The 15,849-nt window shown below is 63.4% G+C and carries 12 protein-coding genes; 9 read left to right on the top strand and 3 right to left on the bottom strand.

What is annotated here, in order from left to right; genetic code table 11:
* Positions 1-197 precede the first annotated feature (197 nt).
* A complete protein-coding gene (locus ACXX81_RS11920; protein ID WP_458571733.1) occupies positions 198-2,330 on the top strand; it encodes a TonB-dependent siderophore receptor in 2,133 nt (710 codons plus the stop codon).
* A 230-nt stretch (positions 2,331-2,560) separates the two neighbouring features.
* Here ACXX81_RS11920 and ACXX81_RS11915 read toward each other — a convergent pair whose 3' ends face one another.
* Positions 2,561-3,283 carry a FadR/GntR family transcriptional regulator gene (locus tag ACXX81_RS11915; protein WP_209981361.1) on the bottom strand — a complete coding sequence of 241 codons (723 nt, stop codon included), beginning with the start codon at positions 3,281-3,283 and terminating at the stop codon, positions 2,561-2,563.
* A 48-nt stretch (positions 3,284-3,331) separates the two neighbouring features.
* Positions 3,332-5,068, bottom strand: a complete 1,737-nt coding sequence (locus ACXX81_RS11910; protein ID WP_322213394.1) for an IlvD/Edd family dehydratase — start codon at positions 5,066-5,068, stop codon at positions 3,332-3,334.
* 192 nt (positions 5,069-5,260) lie between these two features.
* On the opposite strand from ACXX81_RS11910, the gene ACXX81_RS11905 reads away from it, so the two are divergent.
* The 7 genes from ACXX81_RS11905 to araH are packed head-to-tail and all read left to right on the top strand — an operon-like array spanning position 5,261 to position 13,599.
* Complete coding sequence (locus ACXX81_RS11905) at positions 5,261-6,583, top strand: MFS transporter (protein ID WP_057007370.1); 1,323 nt, start codon at positions 5,261-5,263, stop codon at positions 6,581-6,583.
* Between the two features lie 15 nt (positions 6,584-6,598).
* Entirely contained in the window at positions 6,599-7,591 is a 993-nt protein-coding gene (araD1, locus tag ACXX81_RS11900) for an AraD1 family protein (RefSeq protein ID WP_458571732.1), read from the top strand.
* A 13-nt stretch (positions 7,592-7,604) separates the two neighbouring features.
* Entirely contained in the window at positions 7,605-9,185 is a 1,581-nt protein-coding gene (locus ACXX81_RS11895; RefSeq protein WP_209981368.1) for an aldehyde dehydrogenase (NADP(+)), read from the top strand.
* 22 nt (positions 9,186-9,207) lie between these two features.
* Positions 9,208-10,071: an SMP-30/gluconolactonase/LRE family protein gene (locus tag ACXX81_RS11890; RefSeq protein ID WP_209981370.1), complete on the top strand. Its 864-nt coding sequence runs from the start codon at positions 9,208-9,210 to the stop codon at positions 10,069-10,071.
* Between the two features lie 46 nt (positions 10,072-10,117).
* Complete coding sequence (locus ACXX81_RS11885; RefSeq protein ID WP_015372308.1) at positions 10,118-11,122, top strand: substrate-binding domain-containing protein; 1,005 nt, start codon at positions 10,118-10,120, stop codon at positions 11,120-11,122.
* Complete coding sequence (araG, locus tag ACXX81_RS11880) at positions 11,119-12,621, top strand: L-arabinose ABC transporter ATP-binding protein AraG (protein WP_209983910.1); 1,503 nt, start codon at positions 11,119-11,121, stop codon at positions 12,619-12,621. Before ACXX81_RS11885 ends, araG begins: the two co-directional genes overlap by 4 nt.
* Positions 12,622-12,630: 9 nt before the next feature.
* Positions 12,631-13,599, top strand: a complete 969-nt coding sequence (araH, locus tag ACXX81_RS11875) for an L-arabinose ABC transporter permease AraH (protein WP_069665466.1) — start codon at positions 12,631-12,633, stop codon at positions 13,597-13,599.
* Between the two features lie 115 nt (positions 13,600-13,714).
* Here the strand turns inward: araH and ACXX81_RS11870 are convergent, their stop codons facing one another.
* Positions 13,715-14,863, bottom strand: a complete 1,149-nt coding sequence (locus tag ACXX81_RS11870) for an aldose epimerase family protein (protein WP_209981374.1) — start codon at positions 14,861-14,863, stop codon at positions 13,715-13,717.
* Between the two features lie 137 nt (positions 14,864-15,000).
* Between ACXX81_RS11870 and ACXX81_RS11865 the strand changes: the two genes are divergently transcribed.
* A complete protein-coding gene (locus ACXX81_RS11865; protein ID WP_057010163.1) occupies positions 15,001-15,768 on the top strand; it encodes an SDR family NAD(P)-dependent oxidoreductase in 768 nt (255 codons plus the stop codon).
* Positions 15,769-15,849 lie beyond the last annotated feature (81 nt).

The raw sequence follows: 15,849 nt of genomic DNA, 5'->3' as shown, positions 1-15,849 counted from the left end.
CTGTACCGCTGCATGAGCCACTCGATCGAGTGGCTTTTTTTTACGTGGATTTTGTTTGGTAGAGCCTTTGATACAAAGTGGACACAAGAAAAATAACAAATGAGAATGCATGTCAAACGAGAATGCATTGATATACCATGCGCCTCGAAATTGGCAGGGATGCCGTCCCATCTGGCTCTTTACTAGGTTCGTTATCCATGCGTCGTACCCTGATTTCCATCTGTGTGCTTCAGGCGTTTTCTCCGTTCACCTGGGCAGAAGATGCTCCCGCCGACAAGGCCAGTATCGAGCTGCAAGCCACCAACGTGACCGGCGCGGCCGACTACGAAACCGCGCAGGGGCCGGTCAAGGGCTACCGCGCCACCCGCTCGGCCAGTGCGACGCGTACCGACACCTCGATTCATGAAACCCCGCAGTCCATCAGCGTGGTGCCCAAGGATGTGGTCGAAGACATCGGCGCCACGCGCCTGCAGGAAGCCCTTGACTATGCCGGCGGTGTGGGTCGGGCGAACAACTTTGGCGGTCAGGGCCTCACCAGCTTCACCGTGCGCGGCTTTACCACTGCCGAGTTCTACCGCAACGGTTTCCCGATCAACCGTGGCTACCCGGCCATGCCGGACGCCAACACCATCGAACGCCTGGAAGTACTGCGTGGGCCGGCGACCATGCTCTACGGCCGCGGCGATCCCGGCGGCACCTTCAACGTGGTCTCCAAGCAACCCTTGGCCGAGCGCACCGTCACCCTTGGCAGCCAGCTCGATGACCAGGGCATGAAGCGCGGCACCCTCGATGCGTCCGGCCCGCTGGATGAAGGAGGCCGCCTGGCCTATCGCCTGAACGTGGTGGGCGAGGGCGGCGACACTTTCCGCGACCACGTATCCACCGAACGCTACGGCGTGGCCCCGGTGCTGACCTGGCAGGCCAACGACGCGACCAAGGTGATCTTCGAAGGCGACTTCATCCGCAACAACCATCCGCTGGATCGGGGTCTGACGCGCTTCGCCAACCAGCGCAGCACGCCCTCGCGCGACACCTTCTGGGGCGAAAAGTACGCCGGTGACCTGCACAACGACAACAACATGGCCCAACTGCGTTTCGAGCACATGCTCAACGACAACTGGACCCTCGGCGGCGGTGTCCAGTGGCTGGACGGCACCATGAAGGGCGACGGCGTCGAGGCAAACAACGCCGCCAGCCTGGGCGCCGACGGCCGCACCCTGCAACGCAACTTCAACTACCGCAAGCTGGAATGGACCGACCAGGACTACCAGCTCAACCTGACCGGGCACTTCTCCGCCGGCGGTTTCGAGCACACGCTGCTGACCGGTGTCGAGTACGAAGACTACGACTACAAGTCGATCATCCAGCGTTCCAGCGCGGCGACGGGTGCGTTCCCCATCGACATCTTCAATCCGGTCTACGGCCAGCCGCGTCCAGCGCTGACCCGCACCCCCACCCACGACAAGGAAAACCTCAAGACCTACGCCGTCTTCGTCCAGGACCAGGTGGCGTTGACCGAACGCCTGCGTGTGTTGGCCGGTGCGCGCTTCGAGCGTTTCGAGCATCAGTACACGTCCTATGTGCCGGGCGTGAAACCCTGGGACGCGGCCGACAACGCCGTCACCCCACGGGTCGGCATCCTGTATGACCTGACCGACACCGTAGCCCTGTACGCCGATGCCGCGCGTTCGTTCAAACCCAACACCGGAGCCAGCCGCCTGGGTGGCGGGTTCGATCCGGAGCAGGGCAAGTCCTATGAGATGGGGCTCAAGTGGGAGGCGCTGGAGCAGTTGAGCGTTGACGCGGCGATCTACCAGATCGAGAAGAAAAACGTGCAGGGCACCGACCCGCTCGACTCAGCCTTCAACGTTGCGACGGGCCAGGTGCGCAGTCGCGGGTTTGACCTCAACGTGGCCGGCAACCTGACGCCGGAATGGCGGGTGATCGGCGGCTATGCCTACGTGGATGCCGCCGTCACCAAGGACACCACGGTGCGCACCGGCACGCGCCTGGCCAACATCCCGCGCAACAGCTTCAGCCTGCTCAACGTGTATGAGTTCCAGGACGGCACGCTCAAGGGGCTGGGGCTGGGCGCAGGCGGCAAATACGTCGCCGAGCGCGCCGGGCAGACCAGCAACTCGACGTTCACCATGGGCTCCTACACCGTGGTCGACCTGCTTGGTTACTACAAGGTCAACGAAAAGGTCAGGCTGAACCTGGACGTGAAGAACCTGTTCAACAAGGAGTATGAAGAAGGCTCGTTCCTGAACTTCTATGCGTATCCGGGTGAACCGCGCACCGTGCAGGTGGGGATCTCCTACACCCTCTGACCCTGAGCTATCCCTATGACGAACGGGCTTGCTGTGGCAAGTAGGCTTGCTGTGGCGAGCGGGCTTACTGTGGCGAGCGGGCTTGCCCCGCGTTGGGGTGCGAAGCGCCCCCAATCAGGGAAAACGCGGTGTACCTGATACTGCACAGTGTGGTCTTGGGGCTGCTTCGCACCCCAACGCAGGACAAGCCTGCTCGCCACAACCCTGTTCCCACAGGGCCGGGAGCCAGTCTAAAGCGGCGTCAACACGTTCATCACTGTATCCAGCGCCACACGGGTGTCATCCAGCTGCACCAGCGAGGCATGCCGTGCGCCCAGGGCGTCGCGGTTCTGGATTGCGGTGAGGATCGCCTTGTGCCGGGGCAGGCTCAGGCCCTGGATATCCGGACGGCGGTTGGTGATGTTGATCGATTCGCGCAACGGCAGCGACAGCATGTTGCACATGTAGGCGAGCAGGTCGTTGCGCGTGGCGTCGGCGATGGCACGGTGAAAGTCCAGGTCGGCCTGCAACAGCTGCTCGTGGGTTTTTGCGGTTTCCATGCCCTGGTAGGCCTGCTCGATGCCGGCGATGTCTTCGTCGGTGGCAGTGGTCGCGGCCATCGCGGCGATTTCCGGTTCGAGGATGCGCCGCACGCCAGCCAGTGTGTTGAAAAACTCACTGTGGGGCGTGGACTGCATCAACCAGGACAGCACGTCCGGGTCGAGCAGGTGCCACTTCAGCCGGGGTCGCACCACCGCGCCCACCCGGGGCTTGGAATACACCAGACCCTTGGCGCTCAGCACCCGCGTGGCCTCGCGCAGGACCGAACGGCTGACCTTGTATTCCTCGCACAGCGTGGCTTCCATGGGCAGCCGCTCTTCGGGCTTGAAGCGACCGGAAACGATGTGCATGCCCAAGTCCTGAACGATCTGGGCATGCATGCTTTTGCGCGGCTTGGGCGGCTGGTGATCCATAACGACAGGCAGGCTCTGGCTTAGATTCGGCGCATCATAGCATTCCGATTAATGGGAATGCCGTGGGACTTCCGCGCCGCGGCAACCCACCAGAAAGTCGAAGTCGCAGCCCTGGTCCGCCTGCAATACATGGTCGATGTACAGCTGGCGATAGCCGCCGACGATCAGGTTCTGCACAGGCTTGAGGTCAGCCATGCGCGCTGCCAGCTCGGCGTCGGAGATGTCCAGGTGCAGGCGGCCATTGGCGCAGTCCAGTTCGATCCAGTCACCTTCCTGCACCGTGGCCAGCGGCCCGCCCGCAGCGGCTTCAGGGGCCACGTGCAACACCACCGTGCCGTACGCGGTGCCGCTCATGCGTGCGTCGGAAATACGCACCATGTCCGTCACGCCCTGGGCCAGCAGCTTGGCCGGCAGGCCCATGTTGCCCACTTCCGCCATGCCCGGATAACCCTTGGGCCCGCAGTTCTTCATGACCAGAATCGAATTGGCATCCACGTCCAGGTCCGGGTCGTTGATGCGCGCCTTGTACATGTCGAAGTTCTCGAACACCACCGCGCGGCCGCGATGCTGCATCAACTCGGCACTCGCCGCCGAGGGCTTGAGCACCGCACCCAGCGGCGCCAGGTTACCCCGCAGCACGCAAATGCCGCCGTCGGCGCGGATCGGGTTGTCGAGGGTACGGATCACTTCGTCCTGGCCGTAGATCGGCGAGTCCTTGGTGTTTTCGCCCAGGGACTTGCCGTTGACGGTGAGCGCGTTCGGGTGCGGGATCAGATTGGCTTCACCCAGCCGGCGCAGCACCGCCGGCAGGCCGCCGGCGTAGTAGAACTCTTCCATCAGGAAGCGCCCCGACGGCTGCAGGTCGACGATGGTCGGCATGCCCCGGCCGATGCGGGTCCAATCGTCCAGATCAAGCTCCACACCGATGCGCCCGGCAATGGCCTTCAAGTGAATCACCGCGTTGGTCGAACCGCCGATGGCCGCGTTCACGCGAATTGCGTTTTCAAACGCTTCCTTGGTAAGGATCTTCGACAGCCGCAAGTCTTCGCGCACCATCTCCACCGCGCGCATGCCGGACATGTGCGCCAGCACATAACGTCGCGCATCCACCGCCGGAATCGCCGCGTTGTGCGGCAGTGAAGTGCCCAGCGCCTCGGCCATGCAGGCCATGGTCGAGGCGGTGCCCATGGTGTTGCAGGTGCCCGCCGAGCGCGACATGCCGGCTTCGGCCGCGAGGAAATCATCCAGGGTAATGGTGCCGGCCTTGACCTGTTCACTGAGCTGCCACACCACGGTGCCCGAGCCGATGTCCTGACCCTTGTGCTTGCCGTTGAGCATCGGCCCGCCGGTGACCACGATGGCCGGCACGTCACAACTGGCGGCGCCCATCAACAGCGCCGGGGTGGTCTTGTCGCAACCGGTCAGCAGCACCACGCCGTCAATCGGGTTGCCGCGAATCGCTTCTTCCACGTCCATGCTCGCCAGGTTGCGCGTGAGCATGGCGGTGGGGCGCAGGTTGGATTCACCATTGGAGAACACCGGAAACTCCACCGGGAAACCACCGGCCTCGATCACGCCGCGTTTGACATGCTCGGCAATCTGGCGGAAATGCGCGTTGCACGGGGTCAGCTCTGACCAGGTATTGCAGATACCGATGATCGGCTTGCCATGGAACTGATGGTCGGCAATGCCCTGATTCTTCATCCAGCTGCGGTACATGAAGCCGTTTTTGTCGGCAGTACCAAACCACTGGGCGGAGCGTAGGCCGGGCTTTTTATCAGACATGATCGATTCTCTTATTGTATGACTATATGTTCTATCTTCGGCTAAACATAAGCGCAAATTCGCAGCTTTGGAAGTGTTGTTTTGTAAATAGTCCTACTATATAGTCAGCTTGAATTGAGGTATGACCCTGGCGTTTTTTCGTCAGAGGCGTCCCCGAGCTTCTATAAGAACAACAATCGGAGATCGACCCCCATGAGCCAGGAACTGCGGCTTGTTCGGCGCATTACGCTGAAACTGATTCCCTTCCTGATCCTGCTGTACCTGATTGCCTACGTGGACCGTTCCGCCGTGGGCTTTGCCAAGCTGCACATGGGCGCCGACGTAGGCATTGGCGATGCAGCCTATGGCCTGGGCGCCGGGCTGTTCTTCATTGGCTACTTCCTGTTCGAGATTCCCAGCAACCTGATGCTCGACCGCTTCGGCGCGCGGCGCTGGTTCGCGCGGATCATGATCACCTGGGGCGTCATCACCATCGGCATGGCCTTCGTGCAAGGCCCGCACAGCTTCTATGTGATGCGCTTTCTGCTCGGCGCGGCGGAGGCGGGCTTCTTTCCCGGGGTGCTTTACTACATCACCCAGTGGTTCCCGGTGCGCCATCGCGGCAAGATCCTCGGGCTGTTCATCCTGTCCCAGCCCATTGCGATGATGATCACCGGCCCCGTGTCCGGCGGCCTGCTCGGCATGGACGGCATCCTCGGCCTGCACGGCTGGCAATGGCTGTTCATCGTGATCGGCACCCCGGCGATCCTGCTCACCTGGCCGGTGCTGCGCTACCTGCCGGATGGCCCGCACCAGGTCAAGTGGATGAGCGAGGACGAAAAAGCCTGGCTCAGCGGCGAACTGCACAAAGACCTGCAAGCCTACGGCCAGACCCGTCACGGCAACCCGCTGCACGCCCTCAAGGACACGCGCGTGTTGCTGCTGGCGCTGTTCTATCTGCCGGTGACCTTGAGCATCTACGGCCTGGGCCTGTGGCTGCCGACCCTGATCAAGCAGTTCGGCGGCAGCGACCTCACCACCGGTTTCATCTCCGCCGTGCCCTATCTGTTCGGCATCATCGGCCTGCTGCTGATTCCGCGCAGTTCCGACCGTTTGAATGATCGCTACGGCCACCTCGCTGTGCTTTATGTGCTGGGCGCCATCGGCCTGTTCTTCAGCGCGTGGCTAAATGCGCCGGTGCTGCAGATGGCCGCGCTGTGCCTGGCGGCATTCGCGATGTTTTCCTGCACGGCAGTCTTCTGGACCTTGCCGGGGCGGTTCTTTGCCGGCGCCAGTGCGGCGGCGGGCATTGCGCTGATCAACTCGGTGGGCAACCTCGGTGGCTACATCGGCCCGTTCGTGATCGGGGCGCTGAAGGAATACACCGGTAATCTGGCGTCGGGCCTGTATTTTTTGTCTGCGGTGATGCTGTTCGGGCTGGTGCTGACCCTGGTGGTCTATCGTCTGCTCGAGCGCCGGCATGTACTGCCTGCCGACCAGTTCGCCGCCAGCGCCCGTGGCGCCACACGTACTTAACTCAGGAGAACAGATATGCGTTTAGTCCAGTTCGAATTGCGCAACGGTGAGCGTCGCGTCGGTGTTGTCGATGGCGACACGTTGCGTGAAGTGCAGGGCGCCCACAGCGTGCGCGAATTGGCCCTGGCGGCCATCGACGCAGGCGTGGGCCTGGCGCAGCACGTCGAGCGCCTGGGCCTGGGCGACCGCCATGATTACCCGGCGCTGCTCGCCGACCTGAAGATCCTGCCGCCGCTGGACCACCCGGACCCGGCGCATATGCTGATCAGCGGCACCGGCCTGACCCACCTGGGCAGCGCCTCGGCGCGCGACAAGATGCACCAGCAGGCCGGCGACGAAGGCGCGATGACCGACACCATGCGCATCTTCAAATGGGGCGTGGAGGGCGGCAAACCTGCAGCCGGTCAGGCGGGCGTGCAGCCAGAGTGGTTCTACAAGGGCGACGGCAGCACCGTGGTGCGCCCGGGCGAGGCCTTCCCGGTGCCGCCGTTCGCCGAAGACGCCGGTGAAGAACCGGAGATCGGCGGCCTGTACGTCATCGGCCCTGACAGCAAGCCGTATCGCCTGGGGTTTGCGGTGGGCAATGAGTTCTCCGACCACATCATGGAGCGCAAGAACTACCTCTACCTGGCCCATTCCAAACTGCGCAGTTGCAGCTACGGCCCGGAGTTGCGCGTGGGCGAGCTGCCCCAGCACCTGGCCGGCACCAGCCGCATCCTGCGCAACGGCGAAGAAATCTGGCGGAACGAATTCCTCAGCGGTGAGGCCAATATGTGCCACAGCCTGGAAAACCTCGAATACCACCACTTCAAGTACCGCCAGTTCCTCAAGCCCGGCGACGTGCACATTCATTTCTTCGGCACCGCCACGCTGTCATTCGCCGACGGTATACGTACCCAGGCCGGCGATGTGTTCGAGATCAGCCAGGCCGAATTCGGCGCGCCGCTGGTCAACCGTGTCGGCAGCAGTGCCGCGGCATTCGAACCCGGCAACGTCATCACCCTTTAAAGGAGACCTCACCATGACCCAGTTCCTCGGCCACAATTACATCGGCGGCCAGCGCAGCGCCAACGGCAGCGTCAAGCTGCACAGCGTCGACGCGACCACCGGCGAGGCCTTGCCCCAGGATTTCTACCAGGCCACCCCCGAAGAGGTCGACGCCGCCGCCCTGGCCGCCGCCCAGGCTTACCCGGCTTACCGTGCCTTGAGCGCCGCGCGCCGTGCGCAGTTTCTCGATGCCATCGCCGATGAGCTGGACGGGTTGAGCGACAACTTCATTGAACTGGTATGCCGCGAAACCGCACTGCCGGCCGCGCGTATCAAGGGCGAGCGCGGGCGTACCAGCGGCCAGATGCGCCTGTTCGCCACCGTGCTGCGCCGAGGTGATTTCTACGGTGCGCGTATCGACAAGGCACTGCCGGACCGCCAGCCCATGCCGCGTCCGGACCTGCGCCAATACCGCATCGGCCTCGGCCCGGTCGCGGTGTTCGGGGCAAGCAACTTCCCACTGGCATTCTCCACCGCCGGCGGCGACACTGCCGCAGCGCTGGCGGCCGGTTGCCCGGTGGTGTTCAAGGCCCACAGCGGCCACATGGCCACGGCCGAGCAGGTGGCCAACGCGATCATCCGTGCGGCCGAGGCCACCGAGATGCCGGCCGGTGTGTTCAATATGATCTTCGGCGGTGGCGTCGGCGAAGCCCTGGTCAAGCACCCGGCGATCCAGGCCGTGGGCTTTACCGGTTCGCTCAAGGGTGGCCGCGCACTGTGCGACATGGCGGCGGCGCGTGCGCAACCGATCCCGGTGTTTGCCGAGATGTCGAGCATCAACCCGGTAATCGTGCTGCCCCAGGCCCTCGCAGCCCGCGCCGAAACCGTCGCCCGCGACCTGACCGCCTCGGTGGTGCAGGGGTGCGGCCAGTTCTGCACCAACCCGGGCCTGGTGATCGGCATTGCGTCGCCGGCCTTTACCGCATTCACTCGGCAGGTGGCGCAGTTGATCGGTGAGCAACCGGCGCAAACCATGCTCAATGCCGGCACCCTGGGCAGCTACGGCAAGGGCCTGGAAAAACTTTTCGCACACCCGGGCATCCAGCATCTGGCAGGCACTGCGCAGGCCGGCAATCAAGCTCAACCGCAGTTGTTCAAGGCCGATGCGCAGTTGCTGATCGACGGCGATGAAGTCCTGCAGGAAGAAGTGTTCGGTCCCACCACGGTGTTCGTCGAAGTGGCCGACCAGGCACAACTCAGCGCCGCCCTGCACGGCCTGCACGGTCAACTGACGGCGACGGTGATCGGCGAGCCGGCCGACCTGCAACAGTTCGCCGAGCTCACCCCCCTGCTGGAACAGAAAGTCGGGCGCATCCTGCTCAACGGCTATCCGACCGGCGTGGAGGTGTGCGATTCGATGGTGCACGGCGGCCCGTACCCGGCGACGTCCGATGCCCGTGGCACCTCGGTCGGCACCCTAGCCATCGACCGCTTCCTGCGCCCGGTGTGTTTCCAGAACTACCCTGACAGCCTGCTGCCCGAGGCGCTGAAGAATGCCAACCCGCTGCGTATCCAGCGGCTGGTGGACGGCACGCCGTCGCGCGAGGCGCTGTAAACAACCCGGATCAGGAGGCGTCATGTCGTTTATCGCCGTTACCCCGCACCGTGCGCAGTTGGGCGAGGGGCCATTCTGGGACGCGCCCACCCAGGCGCTGTACTGGGTGAATATCGCCGGCAAACAGGCCCTGCGCCTGATGGGCGGGCAACTGCAGGTGTGGCAATTGCCCGAGCACGTCTCGGCGTTTATCCCGTGCGAAAGCGGCGACGCGCTGGTGACCTTGAGCAGTGGCGTGTATCGCCTGGACCTGGTCACCGAGGCGCTGACCCTGCTGTGCGTGGCCGACCCGCAGGCGGGCAACCGTGGCAATGAAGCGCGCTGCGATGCCCAGGGCCGGCTGTGGCTGGGCACCATGCAGAACAACATCGGCGAGCAGGGTGAGGACCTGCCCATCACCCGGCGTTCCGGCGGGCTGTTTCGCATCGATGCCGATGCGACGGTCACGCCGCTGCTGAGCGGGCTGGGCATTCCCAACACCTTGCTGTGGAGCGACGACGGCCGTCAGGTGCATTTTGGCGACAGCCTGGACGCCACGCTGTATCGGCATGGCATCCAGGCGGACGGTCAGCTTGAGCCGGCGCAGCTGTGGTTCGGCCCGCACGCGCGCGGCGGGCCCGACGGCTCGGCCATGGACGCCGACGGCTATATCTGGAACGCGCGTTGGGACGGCAGTTGTCTGCTGCGCCTGACGCCTGCCGGGGAGGTCGACCGTATCGTCGAACTGCCCGTCAGTCGTCCCACCAGTTGCGTGTTCGGCGGGCCGGATCTCACCACGTTGTACATCACCAGTGCCGCCAGCCCCTTGGGCCATCCGCTGGATGGGGCGGTGCTGGCCATGGAGGTCGACGTGCCAGGCAAGCCCTGTCACCGCTTTGCCGGATAAACCTTGAAAAAACGAACATTCAAAAACAACAACAAGGAGTCACCCTATGAATCGTCGTCGTGGTTTGCGTTCCCTGTGCTGCGCCGCTGTCGCGGTGTCGGCCATGAGCCTGAGCGGCCTGCTGCTGGCTGCTGAAGAAGTAAAAATCGGCTTCCTGGTCAAACAGGCCGAAGAGCCCTGGTTCCAGACCGAATGGGCCTTCGCCGAAAAAGCCGGCAAGGAACACGGTTTCACCGTGATCAAGATCGCCGTGCCCGATGGCGAGAAAACCCTCTCGGCCATCGACAGCCTGGCCGCCAACGGCGCCAAGGGCTTTGTGATCTGCCCGCCTGATGTGTCCCTCGGCCCGGCCATCGTCGCCAAGGCCAAGGCCAACGGCCTCAAGGTGATTGCCGTGGACGACCGTTTCGTCGACGCCAAGGGCGCGTTCATGGAAGACGTGCCGTACCTGGGCATGGCCGCGTTCGAAGTGGGCCAGAAGCAGGGCGCCGCGATGGCCGCCGAAGCGAAAAAACGTGGCTGGGACTGGAAGGACACCTACGCGGTGATCAACACCTTCAACGAGCTCGACACCGGTAAAAAACGCACCGACGGTTCGATCAAATCCCTCGAAGAAGCCGGCATTCCCAAGGACCATATCCTCACTGCCGCGCTGAAAACCCTCGACGTTCCGGGCAGCATGGACGCCACCAACTCGGCGCTGGTCAAGCTGCCCAGCGGCGCGAAAAACCTGATCATCGGCGGCATGAACGACAACACCGTGCTCGGCGGCGTGCGCGCCACGGAAAGCGCCGGGTTTGCGGCGGCCAACGTGATCGGCATCGGCATCAACGGCACCGACGCCATCGGCGAATTGAAGAAGGCCAACAGCGGTTTCTTCGGCTCGATGCTGCCCAGCCCGCACATCGAGGGCTACAACACGGCGCTGATGATGTACGAGTGGGTCACCAAGGGCACCGAACCGCCGAAATACACGGCGATGGACGAAGTGACGCTGATCACCCGGGAAAACTTCAAGGAAGAACTGACCAAAATCGGGCTGTGGAAATGAGTGCGGCCGCCCTGCGTTTTGAGGGTATCGGCAAAACCTTTCCCGGGGTCAAGGCGCTGGACGGCATCTGCTTTACCGCCCAGCCGGGCCAGGTGCATGCGCTGATGGGCGAGAACGGCGCGGGCAAGTCGACGCTGCTGAAAATCCTCGGCGGCGCCTACATTCCCAGCAGTGGCTCGGTGCAGATCGGCGCGCAGACCATGGCCTTCAAATGCGCCGCTGACAGCATTGCCAGCGGCGTGGCGGTGATTCACCAGGAACTGCACCTGGTGCCGGAAATGAGCGTGGCGGAGAACCTGTTCCTCGGGCACCTGCCGTCGCGCTTTGGCGTGGTCAACGGCGGCCTGCTGCGCAAGCAGGCGCTGGCCTGCCTCAAGGGCCTGGCCGATGAAATCGACCCGGATGAAAAGCTCGGCCGCCTGTCCCTGGGCCAGCGCCAACTGGTGGAAATCGCCAAGGCGCTGTCCCGTGGCGCCCATGTGATCGCCTTCGATGAACCCACCAGCAGCCTCTCGGCGCGGGAAATCGACCGGCTGATGGCGATCATCGCGCGCCTGCGCGATGAGGGCAAAGTGGTGCTCTACGTGTCGCACCGCATGGAAGAGGTGTTCCGCATCTGCGACGCGGTCACGGTGTTCAAGGACGGGCGCTACGTGCGCACGTTCGAGGACATGAGCGCGCTGACCCACGACCAGTTGGTGACCTGCATGGTCGGGCGCGATATCCAGGACATCTACGACTACCGTCCGCGCGAGCACGGTGAGGTGGCGCTCAAGGTCGACGGTCTGCTCGGCCCGGGTTTGCGTGAGCCGGTCAGCTTTGCGGTGCGCAAGGGCGAGATTCTCGGGCTGTTCGGGCTGGTGGGGGCAGGGCGCACCGAGCTGTTTCGGCTGCTCTCCGGGCTGCAGCGCAGCACGGCAGGGCAGCTGGAGCTGTGCGGCGAAACCCTGCACCTGCGCTCACCGCGCGATGCCATCGACGCCGGCGTGCTGCTGTGCCCGGAAGACCGCAAGAAGGAAGGCATCATTCCGCTGTCCAGCGTGGCGGAAAACATCAACATCAGCGCCCGTGGCGCCCATGCCGCGTTTGGCTGGCTGCTGCGCGAGAAGTGGGAGAAGGGCAACGCCGGCCAGCAGATCCAGGCGATGAAGGTGAAGACGCCCAACGCCGAGCAGAAAATCATGTACCTGTCCGGCGGCAATCAGCAGAAGGCCATTCTGGGCCGCTGGCTGTCGATGCCGATGAAGGTGCTGCTGCTCGATGAGCCGACCCGGGGCATCGACATCGGCGCCAAGTCGGAGATCTACCAGATCATCCATAACCTGGCCGCCAGCGGCATTGCGGTGATCGTGGTGTCCAGTGACCTGATGGAAGTGATGGGGATTTCCGACCGCATCCTGGTGCTGTGCGAAGGCGCCCTGCGCGGCGAACAACGGCGTGAACACGCCACTGAATCCAACTTGCTGCAGCTGGCCTTGCCGCGCGGCCCGGCCCACTGAGAGACGACTATGACGACCCAAGACAACGCGCTGCCCAAAGCGCGCAAACCCCTGGACCTGCGCGCGCTGCTGGATAACTGGGCGATGCTGCTGGCGGCGGTGAGCATCTTCGTGCTGTGCGCCTTGCTGATCGACAACTTCCTCTCGCCGCTGAACATGCGCGGCCTCGGCCTGGCGATTTCCACGGTGGGCATCGCCGCCTGCACCATGCTGTTCTGCCTGGCGTCGGGGCACTTCGATTTATCGGTGGGCTCGGTGATCGCCTGCGCCGGCGTGGTCGCGGCCATTGTGATGCGCGACACCGACAGCGTGATGCTGGGCATCGGCGCTGCCCTGGGGATGGGCCTGCTGGTGGGGCTGATCAACGGCATCGTGATCGCCAAGCTGCGGGTCAATGCGTTGATCACCACGCTGGCGACCATGCAGATTGTGCGCGGCCTGGCCTATATCTTTGCCGACGGCAAGGCGGTGGGCGTGTCCCAGGATCAGTTCTTCATCTTCGGCAACGGCCAGTTGCTGGGCGTGCCGGTGCCGATCCTGATCACCATCGTGTGCTTTGTGTTCTTCGGCTGGCTGCTCAACTACACCACCTACGGGCGCAACACCATGGCCATCGGCGGCAACCCGGAAGCGGCGCTGCTGGCGGGGGTCAATGTTGATCGCACCAAGATCATCATCTTCGCCGTGCACGGCCTGATCGGCGCCCTGGCCGGGGTGATCCTCGCCTCGCGCATGACCTCGGGCCAGCCGATGATCGGCCAGGGTTTCGAGCTGACGGTAATTTCCGCCTGCGTGCTGGGCGGGGTGTCGCTGAGCGGCGGCATCGGCATGATCCGCCACGTGATTGCCGGGGTGCTGATTCTGGCGATCATCGAAAACGCGATGAACCTGAAGAACATCGACACGTTTTATCAATACGTGATCCGCGGTTCGATCCTGTTGCTGGCGGTGGTCATCGACCGCATGAAGCAACGCTGACCTCAAGCCTTACGAGGAACCAATGTGGGAGGGGGCTTGCTCCCGATAGCGGTGAATCAGTCAACACATCAGTCGCTGACCCACCGCCATCGGGAGCAAGCCCCCTCCCACAATTTCAATCGGCGGAGAATTTGAAGATTGTGTTCTGGGTGTAGGTCTGCCCCGGGTTCAAGCGGGTCGAGGCAAAGTTGGGCTGGTTGGGCGCATCCGGAAAATGCTGGGTCTCCAGGGTAAACCCGCTCCAGTGCAGGTACGTCTTGCCGGCCTTGCCCTTCACCGAACCATCAAGGAAGTTGCTGGTGTAGAACTGTACTCCCGGCTCGCTGGTGTAGAGCTGCAGACGGCGGCCCGACTCGGGGTCATGCACCTCGGCAGCCAGTTGCCTGACGTCGCCCTTGGTATCCAGCGCCCAGTTGAAGTCGAACCCGCCTTGCTTGGGCTCGGCGAACTTGAGCTGTGGGTGATCGTCCTTGATGTGCTGGCCGATAGGCGTGGGTTTGAGGAAGTCCATCGGCGTGCCCGCCACCGGCGCCAGTTCGCCGGTCGGAATCAGCGTGGCATTCACCGGCGTGTAGTGGCTGGCGTGCAGGGTGGCAACCTGCTTGAGGATGTCGCCATTGCCCGCGCCGGCCAGGTTGAAGTAGCTGTGGTTGGTGAGGTTGAGCACCGTGGGTTTGTCGGTGGTTGCCTTGTAGTCGATGTGCAGTTCGTTTTTGTCATTGAGGCGGTAGGTGACTTCGGTCTTCAGGTTGCCGGGGAAGCCCATTTCGCCATCCTTGGACAGGTAGGTGAGGGTGACGCCCACCGAGTCCTTGTCCTTGACCTGCGCCGCTTTCCACACATGCTTGTCGAAGCCCTGGGCGCCGCCATGCAGCGAGTTGGGGCCATCGTTGAGCGGCACCTGGAAGCGCTTGCCGTCGAGTTCAAAGGCGCCGCCGGCCAGGCGGTTGCCGAAACGCCCGATGGTCGCGCCAAAGAACGCGGTGCCGGCCTGGTAGCCTTGCACGTCATCAAACCCAAGCACCACGTCCTCGACCTTGCCGTGCTTGTCCGGCACCTTCAACGACTGCAACACGCCGCCGTAGGTGATCACCGTGGCTTGCATGCCGTGGCTGTTGCGCAGAATGTACTGTTCGACGGGCGTGCCGTCATGGGTCTTGCCGAACGGCTTGTGCTCGCTGCTCAGGCCGGCTGCCTGGGCGCCGCCACTGGCAACCAGCATGGACAGGGCGAGGCCGGAGAGCAGGTATCGAGGGTGCTTCATGGTCGAACTTCCTTTTGTTGTTTTGAGTGGAATAGTTCTACTAATAGCGATATTTTGTCGGTGTGACAGCGAATTTATAGCCTTTAACGCCGATTTCGTAAAATAAAATAAGACTAATTGATCGAGGCAACCGTTATATGAGTATTCCGCAGGCTGTGTATCCCGACCTCAAGGGCAAAACCGTGCTGGTGTCCGGCGGTGCTTCGGGCATTGGTGAGTTCATGGTGCGAGCCTTTGCCGCGCAGGGCGCCAAGGTGGCGTTTGTGGACCGCGCGCAAAGCCAGGGCGAACGCCTGGCGGCGCTGTTGAGTTCGCAGGGGCACACCGTCGAGTTCGTGTGCTGCGACATCACCGACGAGATTGGCTATCGCGCGGCTATCGGCCGGTTCGAGCATTCGCTGGGGCCGATCACGGTGCTGGTGAACAATGCCGCCAATGATGTGCGCCACACTCTGGAGGAAGTCGACTCGGAGACGTTCGACCGGCTGATCGCGGTCAACCTCAAGCATGCATTCTTTGCCGCCAAGGCGGTGGTACCGGGCATGAAAGAGGCGGGCGGCGGTTCGATCATCAACCTGGGCTCCGTCGGCTGGATGATGGCCTCGGCCGGCTACCCCGTTTATGCCGCCAGCAAGGCGGCGGCCCACGGCATGACCCGTGCCCTGGCGCGTGAGCTGGGGCCCAGCCATATCCGCGTGAACACGCTGGTGCCGGGCTGGGTGATGACCGAGAAGCAACTGGCGATGTGGGTGGACGATGCCGCCAGGGACTTGATCGCGCGCAGCCAGTGCCTGCCGGGCAGCGTGTTGCCGGAGCATATTGCCAATATGGCGTTGTTCCTCGCGTCGGACGCGGCGGCGATGTGTTCGGCGCAGAACTTCATTGTCGACGGCGGCTGGGTGTAGGCACACCGATTGGCGCTGGATGGAACGTCGCCCGGCTGGCAGTATCGAAATGTTTCCAACCTACTGTTGCAACCCACGGGA

This window comes from Pseudomonas sp. GNP013, assembly GCF_054343995.1.
This window is presented reverse-complemented; position numbering and strand designations above follow the sequence as displayed.